Annotated in this window: 18 protein-coding genes and 1 pseudogene; 8 read left to right on the top strand and 11 right to left on the bottom strand. The window is 71.4% G+C overall.

The window, feature by feature from the left end; all coding sequences use genetic code 11:
* The first annotated feature begins 17 nt into the window (after window positions 1-17).
* The 3 genes and pseudogenes from IG99_RS16160 to IG99_RS16170 all read left to right on the top strand — a co-directional run.
* Window positions 18-2,063, top strand: coding sequence for a spermidine synthase (locus IG99_RS16160; RefSeq protein WP_234311862.1), 2,046 nt, complete (start codon window positions 18-20; stop codon window positions 2,061-2,063).
* A 70-nt stretch (window positions 2,064-2,133) separates the two neighbouring features.
* Window positions 2,134-3,027, top strand: a complete 894-nt coding sequence (locus tag IG99_RS16165; RefSeq protein ID WP_037674535.1) for a phosphorothioated DNA-binding restriction endonuclease — start codon at window positions 2,134-2,136, stop codon at window positions 3,025-3,027.
* Between the two features lie 5 nt (window positions 3,028-3,032).
* Window positions 3,033-3,666: pseudogene (locus IG99_RS16170) on the top strand (LysR substrate-binding domain-containing protein); the annotation flags it as partial.
* 122 nt (window positions 3,667-3,788) lie between these two features.
* Here the strand turns inward: IG99_RS16170 and IG99_RS16175 are convergent.
* From IG99_RS16175 to IG99_RS16185, 3 genes are read right to left on the bottom strand one after another with little or no spacing between them, the layout of a single operon-like run.
* The gene (locus IG99_RS16175) at window positions 3,789-4,196 is read right to left on the bottom strand and encodes a DUF7144 family membrane protein (protein WP_037674537.1); all 408 of its coding nucleotides are present in this window, start codon (window positions 4,194-4,196) and stop codon (window positions 3,789-3,791) included.
* Window positions 4,197-4,230: 34 nt separating this feature from the next.
* A complete protein-coding gene (locus IG99_RS16180; RefSeq protein WP_037674539.1) occupies window positions 4,231-4,545 on the bottom strand; it encodes an SHOCT domain-containing protein in 315 nt (104 codons plus the stop codon).
* 25 nt (window positions 4,546-4,570) lie between these two features.
* Entirely contained in the window at window positions 4,571-4,993 is a 423-nt protein-coding gene (locus IG99_RS16185; RefSeq protein WP_037674658.1) for a DUF6325 family protein, read from the bottom strand.
* Between the two features lie 288 nt (window positions 4,994-5,281).
* Here IG99_RS16185 and IG99_RS16190 point away from each other — a divergent pair, with 288 nt between their 5' ends.
* Window positions 5,282-6,670, top strand: coding sequence for a DUF2252 domain-containing protein (locus IG99_RS16190; RefSeq protein WP_037674659.1), 1,389 nt, complete (start codon window positions 5,282-5,284; stop codon window positions 6,668-6,670).
* A 59-nt stretch (window positions 6,671-6,729) separates the two neighbouring features.
* Here IG99_RS16190 and IG99_RS16195 read toward each other — a convergent pair whose 3' ends face one another.
* The 5 genes from IG99_RS16195 to IG99_RS16215 form a co-directional block, all read right to left on the bottom strand.
* Complete coding sequence (locus IG99_RS16195) at window positions 6,730-7,068, bottom strand: STAS domain-containing protein (RefSeq protein ID WP_051865470.1); 339 nt, start codon at window positions 7,066-7,068, stop codon at window positions 6,730-6,732.
* Between the two features lie 103 nt (window positions 7,069-7,171).
* Window positions 7,172-8,617, bottom strand: coding sequence for a sensor histidine kinase (locus tag IG99_RS16200; protein ID WP_037674541.1), 1,446 nt, complete (start codon window positions 8,615-8,617; stop codon window positions 7,172-7,174).
* The gene (locus IG99_RS16205) at window positions 8,618-9,373 is read right to left on the bottom strand and encodes a response regulator transcription factor (protein WP_199815533.1); all 756 of its coding nucleotides are present in this window, start codon (window positions 9,371-9,373) and stop codon (window positions 8,618-8,620) included.
* A gap of 189 nt (window positions 9,374-9,562) precedes the next feature.
* The gene (locus IG99_RS16210; protein WP_037674544.1) at window positions 9,563-10,204 is read right to left on the bottom strand and encodes an FMN reductase; all 642 of its coding nucleotides are present in this window, start codon (window positions 10,202-10,204) and stop codon (window positions 9,563-9,565) included.
* Entirely contained in the window at window positions 10,201-11,289 is a 1,089-nt protein-coding gene (locus IG99_RS16215) for an LLM class flavin-dependent oxidoreductase (protein ID WP_037674545.1), read from the bottom strand. Before IG99_RS16215 ends, IG99_RS16210 begins: the two co-directional genes overlap by 4 nt.
* 111 nt (window positions 11,290-11,400) lie before the next feature.
* On the opposite strand from IG99_RS16215, the gene IG99_RS16220 reads away from it, so the two are divergent.
* Window positions 11,401-12,819, top strand: coding sequence for an MFS transporter (locus IG99_RS16220; protein WP_037674546.1), 1,419 nt, complete (start codon window positions 11,401-11,403; stop codon window positions 12,817-12,819).
* A gap of 4 nt (window positions 12,820-12,823) precedes the next feature.
* On the opposite strand, the gene IG99_RS16225 is transcribed toward IG99_RS16220, so the two are convergent.
* The gene (locus IG99_RS16225) at window positions 12,824-13,714 is read right to left on the bottom strand and encodes an NADP-dependent oxidoreductase (protein WP_037674548.1); all 891 of its coding nucleotides are present in this window, start codon (window positions 13,712-13,714) and stop codon (window positions 12,824-12,826) included.
* Between the two features lie 134 nt (window positions 13,715-13,848).
* On the opposite strand from IG99_RS16225, the gene IG99_RS16230 reads away from it, so the two are divergent.
* A complete protein-coding gene (locus tag IG99_RS16230) occupies window positions 13,849-14,265 on the top strand; it encodes a winged helix-turn-helix transcriptional regulator (protein WP_037674550.1) in 417 nt (138 codons plus the stop codon).
* 184 nt (window positions 14,266-14,449) lie between these two features.
* Here the strand turns inward: IG99_RS16230 and IG99_RS16235 are convergent, their stop codons facing one another.
* Window positions 14,450-14,923: a MarR family winged helix-turn-helix transcriptional regulator gene (locus IG99_RS16235; protein ID WP_037674661.1), complete on the bottom strand. Its 474-nt coding sequence runs from the start codon at window positions 14,921-14,923 to the stop codon at window positions 14,450-14,452.
* A 125-nt stretch (window positions 14,924-15,048) separates the two neighbouring features.
* On the opposite strand from IG99_RS16235, the gene IG99_RS16240 reads away from it, so the two are divergent.
* Entirely contained in the window at window positions 15,049-15,384 is a 336-nt protein-coding gene (locus IG99_RS16240; RefSeq protein WP_037674553.1) for a YnfA family protein, read from the top strand.
* Window positions 15,385-15,393: 9 nt separating this feature from the next.
* Here IG99_RS16240 and IG99_RS16245 read toward each other — a convergent pair whose 3' ends face one another.
* Window positions 15,394-15,828: an ester cyclase gene (locus IG99_RS16245; RefSeq protein ID WP_037674555.1), complete on the bottom strand. Its 435-nt coding sequence runs from the start codon at window positions 15,826-15,828 to the stop codon at window positions 15,394-15,396.
* A gap of 199 nt (window positions 15,829-16,027) precedes the next feature.
* Between IG99_RS16245 and IG99_RS16250 the strand changes: the two genes are divergently transcribed.
* The gene (locus tag IG99_RS16250; RefSeq protein WP_037674558.1) at window positions 16,028-16,804 is read left to right on the top strand and encodes an SDR family NAD(P)-dependent oxidoreductase; all 777 of its coding nucleotides are present in this window, start codon (window positions 16,028-16,030) and stop codon (window positions 16,802-16,804) included.
* The last annotated feature ends 33 nt before the right edge of the window (window positions 16,805-16,837 follow it).

Below are 16,837 nucleotides of genomic sequence, written 5' to 3' on the forward strand. Positions count from 1 at the left end.
TGGCACCGTAAATCAGCGTGAAGCAGCTTAAAAGCGGACAAAGTAAAGGCGGGGTGCGCTGGCGGCTCGTGCTGGCGAGCACCACCATGCTCTTCGTCGAGTTGGCCCTGATCAGATGGGCGGGCGCCAACGTCGTCCATCTCAGCTACTTCTCGAACTTCATCCTGCTGGGATCGTTCCTGGGCATCGGCATCGGGTTCCTGCTCCCCGCCCAGGGCGGACAGTGGCTCAAACGCTGGACACCGGTCCCCCTCGCGCTCCTGATCATCCTGGTACGCGAGTTCCCGGTGCAGGTACGCCAGAGCAGCAACGAGGTCATCTACTTCACCGCCGTGAAGACCACCGGCCTCCCCGAGTGGGTGACACTGCCGGCCATCTTCCTGCTGACCGCGGTGATCATGGCGGGGATCGGCAAGATCACCGCCGATCTCTTCCGTCAGCTCCCCTCGCTCGACGCCTACCGCTACGACCTGCTCGGCAGCATCACCGGATCGGCGTCCTTCGCCCTGCTGTCCTGGCTACGCGCCCCGTCGGTCGTGTGGGGCGTACTCGCCGCCGCGGCCCTGCTGGTCCTCGGAGGACGGCGCAACACGCTGCGGTACGGCATTCCCCTCACGGCGATGGTCGCCGCGCTGTTCATGGAGACGATCACGACCGGCATCTCCTGGTCGCCCTACTACAAGCTCGAGGTCCAGCCCGCGCCGACCACCACCCGGACCTATTACATCTCCGCCAACGGCGTCCAGCACCAGAGCACCGCGCCACTGCCGGTGCTGATGCGGCAGGACTCGCCCTATCGGACGGCGTACGACGAGACGCCCCGCAACCCGCACAGGCGCGTGCTGATCATCGGGGCCGGCAACGGCAACGACGTGGCGGTCGCTCTCGCACACGGAGCGGAGCGCGTGGACGCGGTCGAGATCGATCCCCGGCTGCAGGAGATCGGCGCACAGCTGCACCCCGCGAGGCCGTACGACAACCCCAGGGTGCACGTCCACATCAACGACGGACGGGCCTTCCTGGAGCGCACGAAGACCAAGTACGACCTCGTCGTCCTGGCGCTCCCGGACTCGCTGACGCTGGTGTCCGGTGCGAGCAACCTGCGCCTGGAGAGCTACCTGTTCACCAAGCAGGCGTTCGAGGCCGCGCGGGATCACCTGGAGCCGGACGGCGCGTTCGCCATGTACAACTACTACCGCAAGAGCTGGTTGGTCGACCGGTTCGCCGGAACCCTCGACGAGGTCTACGGCCACGCCCCCTGTCTGACGACGTTCAAGAGGACCGCGGCCGTGCTGGTGGCCGGGATGACGCCCGCCGACCAGTCCTGCCAGAGGGTCTGGCAGGCCAGTGGCGCGGTCCCGGCCGCCGCGACCGACGACCGCCCCTTCCCGTATCTGCTGCACCGGAGCATCCCCACGCTCTACCTGGGCGCGCTGGGCGGAATTCTGCTGGTGACCGTCCTGTCGGTGCGCCTGACCGGGGTGTCCGTCCGCAAGACGTTCCGGTACATCGACATGTTCCTGCTGGGCGCGGCCTTCCTGCTGCTCGAAACGAAGAACGTGATCGGCTTCGCGCTCTACTTCGGTACCACCTGGCTGGTCAACGCCCTCGTCTTCCTCGGTGTCCTGCTCGCCGTCCTCGCGGCGGTCGAGGTCCGGCGCAGACTGCGGCGGGTCAACCAGCCGCTGCTGCAACTCCTGCTCTTCGGCTCCCTGGCCGTGGCGTGGCTCGTCCCCGCCCAGGCCGTGCTCTCGCTGCCCTTCGCCGGCCGGCTCGCCGCCGCCATCGCCCTGGCCTTCGCCCCCATCTTCTGCGCCAACCTCATCTTCTCCGACCGTCTGGCGTCCGCCCCGGACCCGACCTCCGCGTTCGGTGCGAACCTGCTCGGCGCGATGACCGGGGGCGCGATCGAATACCTGGCCCTGGTGACGGGTTACCACGCGCTGCTGCTGATCGTGGCCGCCCTGTACCTCGGGGCCTGCGTCGCCATGCGCTTCACCGGGCGCGGGCCGGGCGCGCAGGCACCGCGGGTGCCGGACGCGACGGTGAGAGCCAAGACCTAGCCGGGTGCGAAGTGGCCGCTGGGGTCGACGTGTCCAAGAGGCGAGGACGGCGGCCCTACGATCACTGTCCATGGACTGGCTCGAGCGCACCGCGGGACTGCGGCAATGGAGCAGGAGCGGGACGCGGGCTCCTCACAAGCCGCTGCTGTTCCTGTACGCCCTCGGCCGGTTCCAGGAGGACGCCGACGGCTCGTTGCGGTACAGCGCGGTGGAACAGGACCTGCAGCGGCTGCTGACCGAGTACGGGCCGCCCAACAGGACGACACCCGCCTACCCGTTCCACCACTTGGCCAACGACGGTGTGTGGGAAGTGCGTACCGACCGTGGGCCCGGCAGCCCCGGGACCGGGGTGCGGGACCTGCGGGACACGGGCGCCACCGGACGGCTCGCGCCCGACCTGCGAGCAGCGCTGCGACGCGAGCCGCCGCTGCTGGGCAGGATCGCGCGGCTCTTGCTCGACCAGCACTTCCCGCCCTCACTCCACGGCGACCTGTGCGAAGCCGTCGGCCTGGAACTGGAGCCCGCGGAGACCGAGCGGCTCCCGAGCGTGCGGCGACAACGGGACCGACGTATGCGAGAGCTCGTGCTGACCGCCTACGAGTACCGGTGCGCCTTCTGCGGTTACGACGGCAGGATCGGCGCGGTGCCGGTCGGGCTGGAGGCCGCGCACGTGCGGTGGTGGGCGTTCGGCGGCCCCGACGACATCGAGAACGGGCTGTGTCTGTGCTCGCTGCACCACAAGCTCCTCGACAAGGGTGTCCTCGGCGTCGGCGAGGGTGAGCGAATCCTGGTCTCGCAACGCTTCATCGGCCACAGCCCCGCCGCCCGCGAGCACGTCACAGCCCTCGCGGGCCGTCCGCTGCTCGGCCCGCAGCCCGGTGCACGCTCCGTGGCGGCCGCCCACCGCGACTGGCACAGCCGTCAGGTCTTCCACGGCAGCCCACGCCCGGCCACCGCTGTCTGATCCGCGCCGCGACCGGCGTGGTACGGGGCCGACTCGCCGTCGGCGTGATCGTGACCACGGCTGCCGTCGACGTACCCGAGTTGTTGCAGCGGTACCGTGCCCAGCACCCGGACGTCCACGTCGCCCTCCGGTCCGGACGCGGCGACGACCTCGCGGCGGCGGTCCGGGACGGCGAATTGGACATCGCCTTTCTCGGCCTGCCGGAGGGCGAGCGGCCCTCCGGCGTGGAACCGTCGTCCTCGATCATGACGAGCATGTGCTGGTGGTGCCGGCCGGGCACCGGTTGGCGGGCGCTGCCCGGGTCACGCTGGAGGAGATCGCCGAGGAGACGTTCGTGGACTTCGTGGCCGGAACCCCCGCCCGAGCCCAGTCCGACAAGGCGTTCGCCGCCGCGGGACTGGTCCGCGAGGTCGCTTACGAGGCCGGTGTCGTCGAGCTGATCACCCGGCTGATCGGGCGCGGACTCGGCGTCGCGCTGCTGCCGTCGGCGTTCATCCGGCCCCTGGCCGCCGACGATCCCGAACTGGCGCTGGTCCCGGTGGTCGACGGGCCGCATCGCGTCGAGTATCTGGCGTGGAGCCGCTTTGCCCGGCCACCCGGGCGATGCTCGACGTCCTAGGGGTCGGACCCCGCCCATAGGCCCCAAGCCGACCACGGGTACGGGCCTTGACAGCCCTGGTCGAGCAATCGCCGCTTTCCGCAGCGGAGTTAAAACGCGGTACACGGCCGGCCCGCCGTGTACCGCGCCTCCGACCGGAGGTTCAGTCGCGCCGCACGACGCACAGGGCCCAGATGACGAACCCGTACAGGGCGATCAGCGTGATCGACCACACGGGGTAGTACGGGATGGACAGGAAGTTGGCGATGATCAGGAGCGCGGCGATGCCGACGCCGAGGACCCTGGCCCAGGTGGCCACCGCGAAGAGCCCGAAGCTCACGACCATCGCGATGACGCCGAGGACCAGCTGGATCCAGCCCCAGCTCGTGAGGTCGAACTTGAAGACGTAGTTGGGGGTGGACACGAAGACGTCGTCATTGGCGATCGCCATGATGCCGCGGAAGAGATCGAGGACACCGGCGACGAACAGCATGATGGCGGCGAACATCGTGAGACCGGTGGCGCCGGCCGGGGAACCTGTCCGGTGGTGAGGTGTGGCGGTGGTTGCCATGAAGGGATCTCCGTTCCTGTGGGGCCATGGATCTTCAGCCCAGAAGCCTGTGTTTCTGCTCCTCGAACTCGGCCTCGGTGATGACGCCTTGCGCCTTGAGTTCACCCAGCTGCTTGAGCCGGTCGATCGTGCTGCCCATGTCGGATGCCGGAGCGGCGGCCGGCTCGGCGGCCTGCGGCGGCTGTGCCGAGGGGGCGTACCGGGCGTACCGCGGCTCGGGTTCCTGGTACGCGTACCCCTGCTGGGCGGCCCAGCGTCCCCGCTGGCGGCGCGTCACACGGTTGGACACCGCGGTCGCCGTACCGGCGACGACGGCCGTGCGTGCCACACCGCGAAGGAGTCCTGGCATGGCGGGTCCCTTTCTCTTGCCCTGGTCAGGAGGCGGCCTCCGCCGCTTCCAGCGAGGCGATGACCGCTTGTACCGGAAGTCGTCCCGAGGCCACCAGCTCGGCCCCGCCGCGGCGCAGCGCGGCGGCGAAGGGAGCGGCCCACACGTTCTCGTAGATCAGGAGACCGGCGGAGTTGCCGGGTTCCACGGCGGCGGCCGCCTCTTCCAGGTCGTCCTGGCCGAGCAGGCCGGAGTGGACACCCTCGAAGACCGCGAGATCCAGGTTGCCGTCACCGGTGAGGTCGGCGATCTCCAGCGCGACCACCGAGCCGTCCTCTTCCTTCCTGATGAACACCAGGTCGAGGATCCGGATGAGGCCGCGGTCCACGAGATCGACCAGCAGCGGGAAGCCCTCGCCTGTCATTCGGTTGCCGTGAAACTCCACCACGATGTAGTCGATGGGTCCCATCTCGTCGCTCTGCCCGCTCACGACTCACCCCTTGTGCTCGTGGGTCCCTTGCAAACCATTGCATCACCGGACCCGGACGGCCGCACCCGGACCCTGATCGCACCGGGTAGCCGGGCGAATCCGTCGGACCTACCCTGAAAAACAGGGCTGTGCCGCCCGCCGAATTCCGGCGCGCGCCATGTCGCCCGCCGGAATTCCGGCGCGTCGAATTCGGCGACCACACGAGGAGCGTCCTCGATGAGCGATTCCATTTCCGCCGGCAGTACCGACAGTCCCACCGGCTACGACATGGGGCACCGCACCCCCGAAGAGCGCGCCGCCTTCGGCAAGGCCGCCCGGTCCAGGGCCCCACGGTCCTCGCACGCCGAGTACACCCCGCCGCCGAAGCGCACCGATCCGGTGGACGTCATCGAGGCACAGTCGGCGAAGCGGGTGCAGGAACTCGTACCGATCCGCTACGGCAGGATGCGCGAATCGCCGTTCCGCTTCTATCGCGGCGCCGCCGCCATCATGGCCGCGGACCTCGCCGACACTCCCCGCAGTGGAATCCGGGCGCAGTTGTGCGGTGACGCCCATATGCTGAACTTCCGTCTGCTGGCCTCCCCGGAGCGCCGGTTGATGTTCGACATCAACGACTTCGACGAGACGCTGCCCGGCCCCTGGGAATGGGACGTCAAGCGGCTGTCGGCGAGTCTGGTCATCGCGGGCCGGGCCAATGGATTCAGTGCCAAGCAGCGGGCGTCGGTGGTGCGGAGGGCCGTGCGGTCCTATCGCGAGCGGATGCGGAATTTCGCCGCGCGGGGAAATCTCGCCGTCTGGTACACGCACTTCGACGCGGACGAGTTGCAGAAGCAGTTCGCGCCGACGATCAGCAAGGAGGACCGGGACCGCTGGGAGCAGGCCAGGGAGCGGGCCCGCTCGCACGACACCCTCCAGGCCTTCGACAAGCTCACCCAAGTCGTCGGCGGACAGCGCCTGATCGCTTCCGATCCGCCGCTCCTCGTACGGCTCGCGGACCTGGTGCCCTACGCGGAACGCGGCGCGCTGGAGAAGGAGATCAGCCGGCTGATCGAGCGGTACGGCCAGACCGTGCAGTCCGACCGGCGCTTCCTGCTGGAGAGCTACCGCGTCGCCGACGTGGCCCGCAAGGTCGTCGGGGTGGGCAGTGTGGGGACCCGCTGCTGGATCGTGCTGCTGCTGGGCAGGGACGACGAGGACCCGCTCTTCCTCCAGGCCAAGGAGGCCGACGAGTCGGTGCTGGCGCCCTACGTCGGCGCGAGCACCTTCCCCACCCAGGGCGAGCGTGTCGTCGCGGGCCAGCGGCTGATGCAGGCCACCAGCGACATCTTCCTCGGCTGGGAACGCGTCGACGGCATCGACGGCCGGCGCCGGGACTTCTACGTACGTCAGCTGCGGGACTGGAAGGGCATCGCGGTGACCGAGAACATGTCACCGAAGCGGATGGCGCTCTTCGCCGAGCTGTGCGGCGCCACCCTGGCCCGCGCCCACGCCCGGTCCGGCGACCGCATCGCGATCGCGGCCTACCTGGGCAGCGGCGATGTCTTCGACCGCGCGCTGGCGACCTTCGCCGAGCTGTACGCCGACCAGAACGAGCAGGATCACCAGGCTCTCGTCGACGCGATCGACACGGGCCGGGTCCAGGCGGAGATGGCTTGAGGGGGCCGGAGGCCAGGAGCCGGAGACCAGGAGCCGGAGACCAGGAGCCAGGGGCCGGGCTACTCCTCGACCGTGGCCACCGCGTCGACACCGGAGCGGCGCAGGGTCCGCTGTACGTCACGGCGGGCGCCGCGGACCGTGAGGGCGGCCGGTTCCGGTGCTCGGGTCGCCGCGCGGAGCAGGGCGTAGGCGCAGGCGAGGTCCAGCCTCACCAAACCGCTCATGTCCAGCACCCACGTGCCGGCCCGCCGCAGACGCCGGTCGAGGAGCAGCGCTTCCAGCTCGCGCAGCGCCTGTGTGTCGAGGTCACCGGTGAAGGCCAGAACGGCGTGTTCCCCGTCTGCCTCGGCGATCCGCACGGTCCCCGACCGGGGCGGCACGGGGTGTTCGTCTGCCATGGCGACCTCCTCGGCGGCCAGTGCACGGTGTACGTCCATTCTCTACGCCCGGACGCCCCGGCGCGACGGCCACCGGCCGGGCCCTGAACCTCCGAGAGCGCCCTTACGCGACGCGGTGCGGGTCCTCCGCCGACCCCCCGCCGACCGTGAAGCCGATCACCGACCCGCCCCCGTCCCGCCGGAAGGCGAACGGTGCTCCGCCGTGGGCGAGGGCCACCTCCCGCACGATGGACAGGCCGAGCCCGGAGCCGGGCAGGGAGCGGGCGTCGGCGGCGCGGTAGAAGCGGTCGAAGACGCGGTCCAGGTCGGTCTCCTCTATGCCGGGCCCCCGGTCGAGGACCTCGACGCGGACCGCCCCGCGACCGGAGAGGGCGACCCCCGTCACCACGATCTCGATGGGCAGGCCGCCCTCCCGGTCGAACTTCGCCGCGTTCTCCACCAGGTTCGACACCGCCCGCGTCAGCATGGCGGGCCGTCCTTCCGTCGTCGTGTCGCCGCTGGTGCGGAGCATGATCTCCCGTCCCGTGCGGCGGCGGGCGAGCCCCAGGACGTCCTCGGCGATGTCGGCGAGGTCGACCCGCTGCGACGGCTCCGTGTCGGACTGCCCGGCCGCGAGGTCGACGAGCTCGTTGACGAGGTCGGTCAGTTCGCGGGCCTCCTGGGTGAGGTCGGCGACCAGGTCCTCACGGGTGGCCGGGGGCAGCTCGTCGATGCGGCGCAGCAGCGAGATGTTGGTCCGCAGCGAGGTCAGCGGCGTGCGCAGCTCGTGCCCCGCGTCCTGCACGAGCCGGCGCTGGTCCTCCTCCGACTGGGCGAGGCGGCCGAGCATGTGGTCGAAGGCGCGGCCGAGGCGGCCCACCTCGTCGTAGCCGGTGACGGGGACCTGGATGCCGAGCCGGCGGGTGCGGGCGACGTCCTCGGCGGCCGAGGCGAGGATGATCAGTCGCCGGGTGATGCGGCGCGCGAGCCACCAGCCGACCAGGCCCGCCCCGATCACGACGGCGATCATCAGCACCAGGGTGCGCTGCTGGAGCGCCCGCAGCAAGTCCTCGGTGTCGCTGAACTCCTGCGCGACCTGCACGGCGCCCCGGCCCCCGCCGAGCGAGACGGTCGCGACGCGGTAGACGTCGCTGCCGACGTCGACGTCCTTGTGCCGGGCGAGCCGCCCGGCGTTCGGGTCGGTCGCGATCCGCCGGTCGTCCACCGTGACGGGCAGCCCGGGTCTGCCCGGGTCGACGACCCCGCCGTCGGGGCCCAGCACCTGTACATCGGTGCGGGCCGGGCGGACGAGGTCGTGGCCCGGCGCGGAGGAGGAGAAGTCGTCGGGGCCCATCCGGTGCTGGCGCACCTCGTCCCGCAGGTCCTGCACGACCTCGTCGAAGACCGACTGCTGGTCCACGCGCACGAGCCGGGCGGCCGCGCTGTAGGACAGGATGCCGACGACGATGGTGACGGCGGCGGTGACGGCCGCGAAGGACACGGCGAAGGTGGTGCGCAGGGAGACGAGGTGGGCCCGCCGGGTCGCCGACAGCCGCCCGAGGCGGCCCACTCAGTCCTCCCGCAGCACGTAACCCACGCCCCGCACGGTGTGGATCAGCTGCGGCGCGCCGGGCTGGTCGAGCTTGCGGCGCAGGTAGCCGACGTACACGGCGAGGTTCTTGGAGCCGGGGCCGAAGTCGTAGCCCCAGATGCGGTCGTAGATGGTGGAGTGGTCGAGGACGATGCCCGCGTTGCGGACCAGCAGCTCCAGGAGTTCGAACTCGGTGCGGGTCAGCTCCAGCTCACGGCCGCTCCGCCAGGCCCGCCGTGCCTGCGGGTCCATGCGCAGCCCGGCGGCCTCGATGTGGCGGCCGGCCGGAAGGGACTCCCGTCGCGTCTCGGGTGCGACGGCCTCGCTGCCGGCGCCGGCGGCGACGGCCGTACCGGCGGTGCCGACGGGGCTCGTGCGGCGCAGCAGGGCGCGCAGGCGGGCGAAGACCTCCTCGACGTCGAACGGCTTGACGACGTAGTCGTCGGCGCCCGCGTCCAGTCCCGCGATCCGGTCCGCGGTCTCCACCAGCGCCGTGAGCATGAGGATCGGCGTGCGGTCGCCCTCGGCGCGCAGGACCCGGCAGACCTGCAGGCCGTCGATGCCGGGCATCATCACGTCGAGGACGAGCACGTCGGGCGGGCTCTTGTGGGCGTGCGCCAGCGCCTCCACGCCGTCGGCGACCGCGGTGACCCGGTAGCCCTCCAGCGTCAGGGCACGCTCCAGGGCGTGACGGATGGCGCGGTCGTCTTCGGCGAGGAGCACTGTCTGGGGCACGCCCCCAGTGTGCCCCGGCTCGCGGTGCTGCGGCCGGGGTGAGTGGGACAGCGACCACCCTTTTTACCGGCCTCTCACCGTCCGCGACCCAACCCGGACCCGCTGTCCGGCCGTCGTCTCACCCCGTGGGCCGCCGCGTCGCGAGCTGCCCGTCTCACCCGTGGGCCGCCGCGCCGCGAGCCGCCCGTCTCACCCCGTGGGCCGCAGCGCCGCGAGCTGTTCGGCGAACGGCACGACCTCCAGGTGTGCGTCGCCCTCGGTGGCCGTCGCGGTGGCCGTCGGGCGCTCCGCCTGCGCGGTGGGGCCGCCCCCGCGCGCCGACAGCCCCGCCATCAGCGCGGCCAGCTCCCCCGCCGCCCGCTCGATCCGCTCGGGCAGCCCCTCGGCACCCCAGTCCTCCGAGGCGGCGTACACCGCGGTGGGTACGACGACGGCCCGCAGGTAGGAGAAGAGCGGTCGCAGGGCGTGCTCCAGGACGAGGGAGTGCCGGGCGCTGCCGCCGGTCGCGGCGATCAGCACCGGCTTCCCGCTGAGCGCGTCCGGGTCGATCACGTCGAAGAACGACTTGAACAGCCCGCTGTACGACGCCGAGAACACCGGGGTGACCACGATGAGACCGTCGGCCGAGGTCACGGCGTCGAGAGCGGCGCTCAGACCGCGCCCGGGGAAGCCGTTGGTGAAGTTGTGCGCGATCTCCACGGCGAGGTCGCGCAACTCGACGACCTGGATCTCCGCCGAGGTCCGCCCGGCGGTCGCCGTGGCCAGCCGGTCGGCGAGCAGCCGGGTGGAGGACGGGACGCTCAGTCCCGCCGAGACGACGACGAGCCTCATGCGACGGTCTCCTTCCGCGCCTGGGTGAGCAGCGACTGGTGGGTGGGGGCCTCCGGCACGTCCGCCGGGCGGCCCTTGGCGAACTCCTCGCGCAGCACCGGTACGACCTCCTCGCCGAGCATGTCGAGCTGCTCCAGGACGGTCTTCAGCGGCAGCCCGGCGTGGTCGACGAGGAACAGCTGGCGCTGGTAGTCACCGGCGTACTCGCGGAAGGCCAGCGTCTTCTCGATGACCTGCTGCGGGGAGCCGACGGTCAGCGGGGTCTGGTCGGTGAAGTCCTCCAGGGAGGGCCCGTGCCCGTAGACCGGCGCGACGTCGAAGTACGGCCGGAACTCGCGGACGGCGTCCTGGGAGTTCTTGCGCATGAACACCTGGCCGCCCAGGCCGACGATGGCCTGCTCGGCCGTGCCGTGGCCGTAGTGGGCGTACCGGCTCCGGTACAGCTCGACCATCCGCTTGGTGTGGTCGGCCGGCCAGAAGATGTTGTTGTGGAAGAAGCCGTCGCCGTAGTACGCGGCCTGCTCGGCGATCTCCGGGGAGCGGATGGAGCCGTGCCAGACGAACGGCGGCACGCCGTCCAGCGGCCGGGGCGTGGAGGTGAAGCCCTGGAGCGCGGTGCGGAACTTCCCCTCCCAGTCCACGACGTCCTCGCGCCACAGCCGGTGCAGCAGGGCGTAGTTCTCGATGGCGAGGTTGATGCCCTGCCGGATGTCCTGCCCGAACCAGGGGTAGACCGGGCCGGTGTTGCCGCGGCCCATCATGAGGTCCACGCGCCCGTCGGCCAGGTGCTGGAGCATCGCGAAGTCCTCGGCGATCTTCACCGGGTCGTTGGTGGTGATCAGGGTGGTGGAGGTGGAGAGGATCAGCTTCTCCGTCCGCGCCGCGATGTAGCCGAGCATGGTCGTCGGTGACGACGGCACGAACGGCGGGTTGTGGTGCTCGCCGGTGGCGAAGACGTCGAGGCCGACCTCCTCGGCCTTCAGCGCGATGGCGACCATGGCCTTGATGCGCTCGCGCTCGCTCGGCGTACGACCCGTGGTGGGGTCCGGCGTGACGTCGCCGACGCTGAAGATCCCGAACTGCATGGTCGCTCAACCTCCCAAAGTTGTTGACCGTTCAACTATACCGCTGAACGACCGCCCCTCTCCACTTATTCCGGTTGACCCGCCCCGCCTTCCTCAATCATATTTACCTGCGTGACACAGATACTGCACAACAAAGAGGAAAGACCGGCCCTCCCCGCCCGCACTCGCTGGGCGATCCTCGCCGTCGTCCTCGCCGCCGACGTCCTCGACCTGCTCGACGCCACGATCACCAACATCGCGGCCCCGACCATCACCGCCGACCTCGGTGGCGGCCCCGCCCTCGTCCAGTGGCTCGGCGCCGGCTATGCCCTCGCGCTCGGCGTACTGCTGGTGCCCGGCGGGCGGCTCGGCGACAAGTACGGGCGCCGGCGCCTGTTCCTGACCGGACTCGCCGGGTTCGTCGTCGCCTCCCTGGCCTGCGGCCTCGCCCGGAGCCCGGAGCAACTCGTCGTCGCCCGGCTCGCCCAGGGCGCCTTCGGGGCCCTGGTCATCCCGCAGGGCTTCGGCATCCTCGCCACCACCTGGCCCCGCGACCAGATCGGCAAGGCGTTCAGTCTCTTCGGACCGGTCATGGGCCTGTCCGCCATCGGCGGCCCGATCCTCGCCGGCTTCCTCGTCGACGCCGACCTCGGCGGCCTCGGCTGGCGCCCCATGTTCCTGATCAACCTGCTCCTCGGCGGCGCCGCCATACTCGCCGCGCTGCGCCTGCTCCCCCGCGACACGGGAACACCCGGCACCGTCATCGACGGACCCGGCTCCGCGTTGCTCGGCGGCGCCATGCTCGGCCTGCTCGGCGGCCTCATCGACGGCTCCGCGCAGGGCTGGACCGCCCGCCCGCTCACCCTGCTCCTGCTGGGCCTCGCCCTGTTCGCCGGGTTCTGGCACCGCCAGCGCACCGCCACCGACCCCCTCATCCGGCCGACCCTGCTGCGCAACCGCGGCTTCACCTCCGGCCTGCTGCTCGGCATCGTCTCCTTCGCCGCGGTCGCCGGGCTCCTCTACGCCGTCTCCCTCTACCTCCAGCGCGGCCTCGGCCGCGGCCCCGCGGGCACCGCGCTCGGCCTGATCCCGCTGTCCGCCGGCATCGTCGTCGCCTCGATCGCCTGCTACCGGCTCATCCACACCTACGGCCGCCGACTCGTCCTCGCCGGACTGCTGATCATCCTGGCCGGATGCGCCGGCCTGTTCGCCATGAGCTCCGCGGACCTGACGAGCGGCTGGGCCCTGGCGCCTTCCCTGCTCGTCATCGGCCTCGGCATGGGCACCTGCTTCGGCACGGTCTACGACGTCACCATCGGGGACATCACCCCCGAGGAGGCGGGCAGCGCGAGCGGCTCCCTCAACGCCGTCCAGCAACTCGCCAACGCGATGGGCGCGGCCGCCGTGACGACCGTCTACTTCAAGGCCACGGCCGGCGGCGAGTCCCACGCCATGAACGTGAGCCTCACCGTGGTCGCGGCGGCCGTCGCCCTGTGCCTGCCCCTCGTACGACTGCTGCCGCGCAAGGCGCCGGAGGAACAACACCACTGACCTGTCAGGGAACCAGCACCAGCCGCCCCCGCACCCCGCCCTCGCCCAGCCGGGCGTGTGCCTTCGCCGCCTCCTGCAGGGCGTACGTCTCGGCCACCCGCAAGGTCAGGACACCCGCGTCGACCAGCCGGACCAGCTCCGCCAGGCGCGCCCCGTCGGCGCTCACCTCCACCGCGCCGGTGCGCACCCCGCGCTCGGCGGCGGGCTGGGCCTGCGGGATGACACCGACGTAGGCACCGCCGTCCCGCACCCGGGCCAGGGCCCGCTCGCCGAGGACCGCCGCGTCCAGCACGGCGTCGAAGCCGCCCGATTCGACGTCCCCGGCGATGAAGCGGGCGGCCCCCAGCGACCGTACGAGCTCCTCGTCGTCCTCCCGGGCCAGCGCGGTCACCGCGATCCCGCGGTGGGCGGCGAGCTGGACGGCGAACCCGCCGACCGCGCCCGCCGCACCCGTCACCAGCAGCGACCCGCCCGGCGCCGGATCCAGCAGGTCCAGGGCCTGCATGGCGGTCAGGGCGTTCAGCGGGAGGGTCGCCGCGTGCACCGCGTCGGCCGTCGCCGGCGCTGTGGCCACCGCGTCCGTGTCCACCACGACGTACTCGGCGTGCGTGCCGAGCGGCTTCACCATGCCGTAGTCCAGCGCCACCACCTCGTCGCCGACGCTCCAGGCGGTGGCCACCCCGGTCGCGTCCACCGTCCCGGCGACGTCCCAGCCGAGACCGATTTGCTTGCCCGCGCCCCCGAACACACCCTCCCGCACCCCCGCGTCCACCGGGTTCAGCGCGGCCGCCGCGACCTTGATCCGCACCTGCCGCGCGCCCGGCTCCGGCACCTCGACGTCCACGACCTCGACGGCCTCGGGTCCGCCGAACGACGTCACCACTGCTGCACGCATGCCAACTCTCCCTGGTCATCGGGCACTTGCGGGCTCCTGTCGCCCGGCCTCGCCCTGTGCCGCAACCCTAGGAAGAGCTACTATCCATCGGGAAGTAGTTACCCGAAGGTGCCTACCTCACCCGGAGGAGAGCCATGGCGACCATGACAGCGGCCCAGCGGCGCGAACAGGCGCGCGCCGAGTACGACGCCTTCATCCGGGGCTGCCCCACCAACCAGCTCCTCGGCCGCCTCAGCGACAAGTGGGTCAGCCTGGTCGTCGCGGCCCTCTCCCACGGCGGCCCCCTGCGCTACAGCGACCTCGGCCGCAAGATCGCCGGCGTCAGCCCGAAGATGCTGACCCAGACCCTGCGCAGCCTGGAACGCGACGGCATCCTCGTCCGCACGGTCACGCCCTCCGTCCCGGTACGCGTCGACTACGCGCTCACCCCGCTGGGCCGCAGCCTCGCCCTTCTGCTGACCGCCGTGAAGGACTGGGCGGAGACCCACATCGACGAGGTGCACGCGGCACGGGAGCGGTACGACGGCGAGAACGGCGCGCAGCACGACTGAACGGCCGGCGGACCGCCTCGGTGAAAAGAGGTGCGCCCGACCACCTCGTCAGGCGGGCCGGCCGGCGGACCGCGGTGCGCTCCCGTACGACGAGCCGGTGGGGCGCGCGGATCGACGGTGCCTCGTCGGTGCCGGTGAGCGGGCCCCAGGCCCCGCGTCTGCGGCGCGATCCGAACAACAGGCCCTAGACCCGTCCCTCCCGCAACCGGGTGACCTGGGCCGCGCTGAACTCCGTCGTACGCCTCATGTGGTCGATCAGCAGGGTCAGTTCGGAGTCGTCGAGGTCGTCGAAGAGCGCCACCCAGCCGCCGCCGAGCCGGTCCCACATCCGCCCGAACTCGACGATCTTCTCCGGCACCGTCGCCACGAGCACCCGCCGCCGGTCGCCGGCGTCCCGTTCCCGGACCACGTACCCGGCCCGCTCCAGCCGGTCCACCAACCGCGTCGCCGACCCGGTCGTCAGCCCCGTCAGCTCGGCCACCCGGCCCGTCGTCACCGGCTCACGCTCCAGCGTCAGCAGATTCAGGCACTGCAGATCCGTGGGGTGCAGGCCCAGATGATCGGCGACGGCCTGGTTGAAGAGGGCGTACGAGGCCATGTAGCGGCGCGAGACGCTGGACAACTCATCCAACAGCCGCGACCGCGCGTTCCCGGACATGGCGTGCACCCCTTAGTTCGCGCCGTGCGAAGCGATCGTAGTCGGAATTGAGAGGGAGGCTGTGTCACCAGGCGTACGAGTCCCCCGTGGGGCCACCGCGGGGAACGCCGTGCGAGGCTGCACGCATGCTCGTCGTCCGCTCCGCCGCCCTGTTCGTCCTCGCCGCCCTCTTCGAGATCGGCGGCGCCTGGCTGGTCTGGCAGGGCGTGCGCGAGCAGCGCGGCTGGCTGTGGTTGACGGGCGGTGTCCTCGCGCTCGGCGCCTACGGCTTCGTCGCCACCTTCCAGCCGGACGCCCACTTCGGCCGCATCCTCGCCGCGTACGGCGGCATCTTCGTCGCCGGCTCGCTCCTGTGGGGCGCGGTCGCCGACGGCTACCGCCCCGACCGCTGGGACATCGCAGGCGCGCTGATCTGCCTCGCGGGCATGGCCGTGATCATGTGGGCACCGCGAGGCGACTGAGCGCCGGTCTCAGATCAGCTCCTCCGGCAGCAGCCCGAGCTGCGACAGGAAATCCATCTGGTCGAAGTACAGCCGGTAACTGACGATCCGGCCGTCCCGCACCTTCGCGAAGTCGACCCCGCGGATCCGGATCTCCTTCTGGGTGGCGGGCAGTGTCTCCCCCGACGGCAGCGGGATCGGCCCCGTGTTCCTGCCGTGGAAGAAGCCCTCGTCGATGGCGGTGTCGCCGACCTCGTACGAGTACACCGACTCGTAGCGGGCCTCGGTGAGCATCTCGGTCATCTGCCGCCAGTAGTCCGCGATGTTCTCGCGCCCGTGCAGCTCCCCGCCGTCCGGGGTCACGGCGACCGCGTCCGGCGCGTACAACTCGGCGATGAGCTTCGCGTCCGCCTTCGTCGTGAGCGCCTCGGTGAGCCGGTCCATGACGTCACGCGCTTCACTCATGATCCACCTCCGTACTCAGGGGATCACCCACCTCGATTTTCTCACGCGACCCGGCCCCCGGCGGGTCCGCGGCAGCCGCCGCGGACATCCCGTTCCACGCCCCGGACACCGAGCCGTACGCCTGTCCCCGCCACCTATCCTGTGCGGCGGAAGCCGACCGTACGAACGCCCGACCGCCGACGACCCGAGGAGCACCCCCATGGCCACCGCCGCACCGTCCGCCGCCTCCCGCATTGCCGTCGTCACCGGTGCGAGCAGCGGAATCGGCGCCGCCACCGCCCGGCAGCTCGCCGCGGCCGGCTACCGCGTGGTCCTGACCGCGCGCCGCAAGGACCGCATCGAGCAGCTCGCCGAGGAGATCACCGCGGCCGGCGGCTCGGCGACGGCGTACCAGCTGGACGTCACCGACCGCGCGGCCGTCGACGAGTTCGCCACCGCCTTCAAGACGATCGGCGTGCTCGTCAACAACGCGGGCGGCGCGCTGGGCGCCGACACCGTCGCGACCGGTGACCCGGCCGACTGGCGCACGATGTACGAGACCAATGTCATCGGCACCCTGAATCTCACCCAGGCCCTCCTGCCCAAGCTGGACGCGAGCGGCGACGGCACCGTCGTCGTGGTCTCCTCCACCGCCGGCCACGGCACGTACGAGGGCGGCGCGGGCTACGTCGCCGCCAAGCACGGCGCCCACGTCCTCGCCGAGACCCTGCGCCTGGAGATCGTCGGCCGGCCGGTCCGGGTCATCGAGATCGCCCCCGGCATGGTCAAGACCGACGAGTTCGCGCTGACCCGCTTCGGCGGCGATCAGGAGAAGGCGCGGAAGGTCTACGAGGGCGTGGCCGAGCCGCTCACGGCGGACGACGTGGCGGACACGATCACCTGGGCGGTGACCCGCCCCAGCCACGTCAACGTCGACCTGCTCGTCCTGCGCCCGCGCGCCCAGGCGTCCAACACGAAGGTGCACAGGGAACGGTGAGCCGCGGCCAGAACTCCCGGTGATCTCCTAGGG

This window comes from Streptomyces griseus subsp. griseus, assembly GCF_000720255.1.
Lineage (GTDB): Bacteria > Actinomycetota > Actinomycetes > Streptomycetales > Streptomycetaceae > Streptomyces > Streptomyces griseus_I.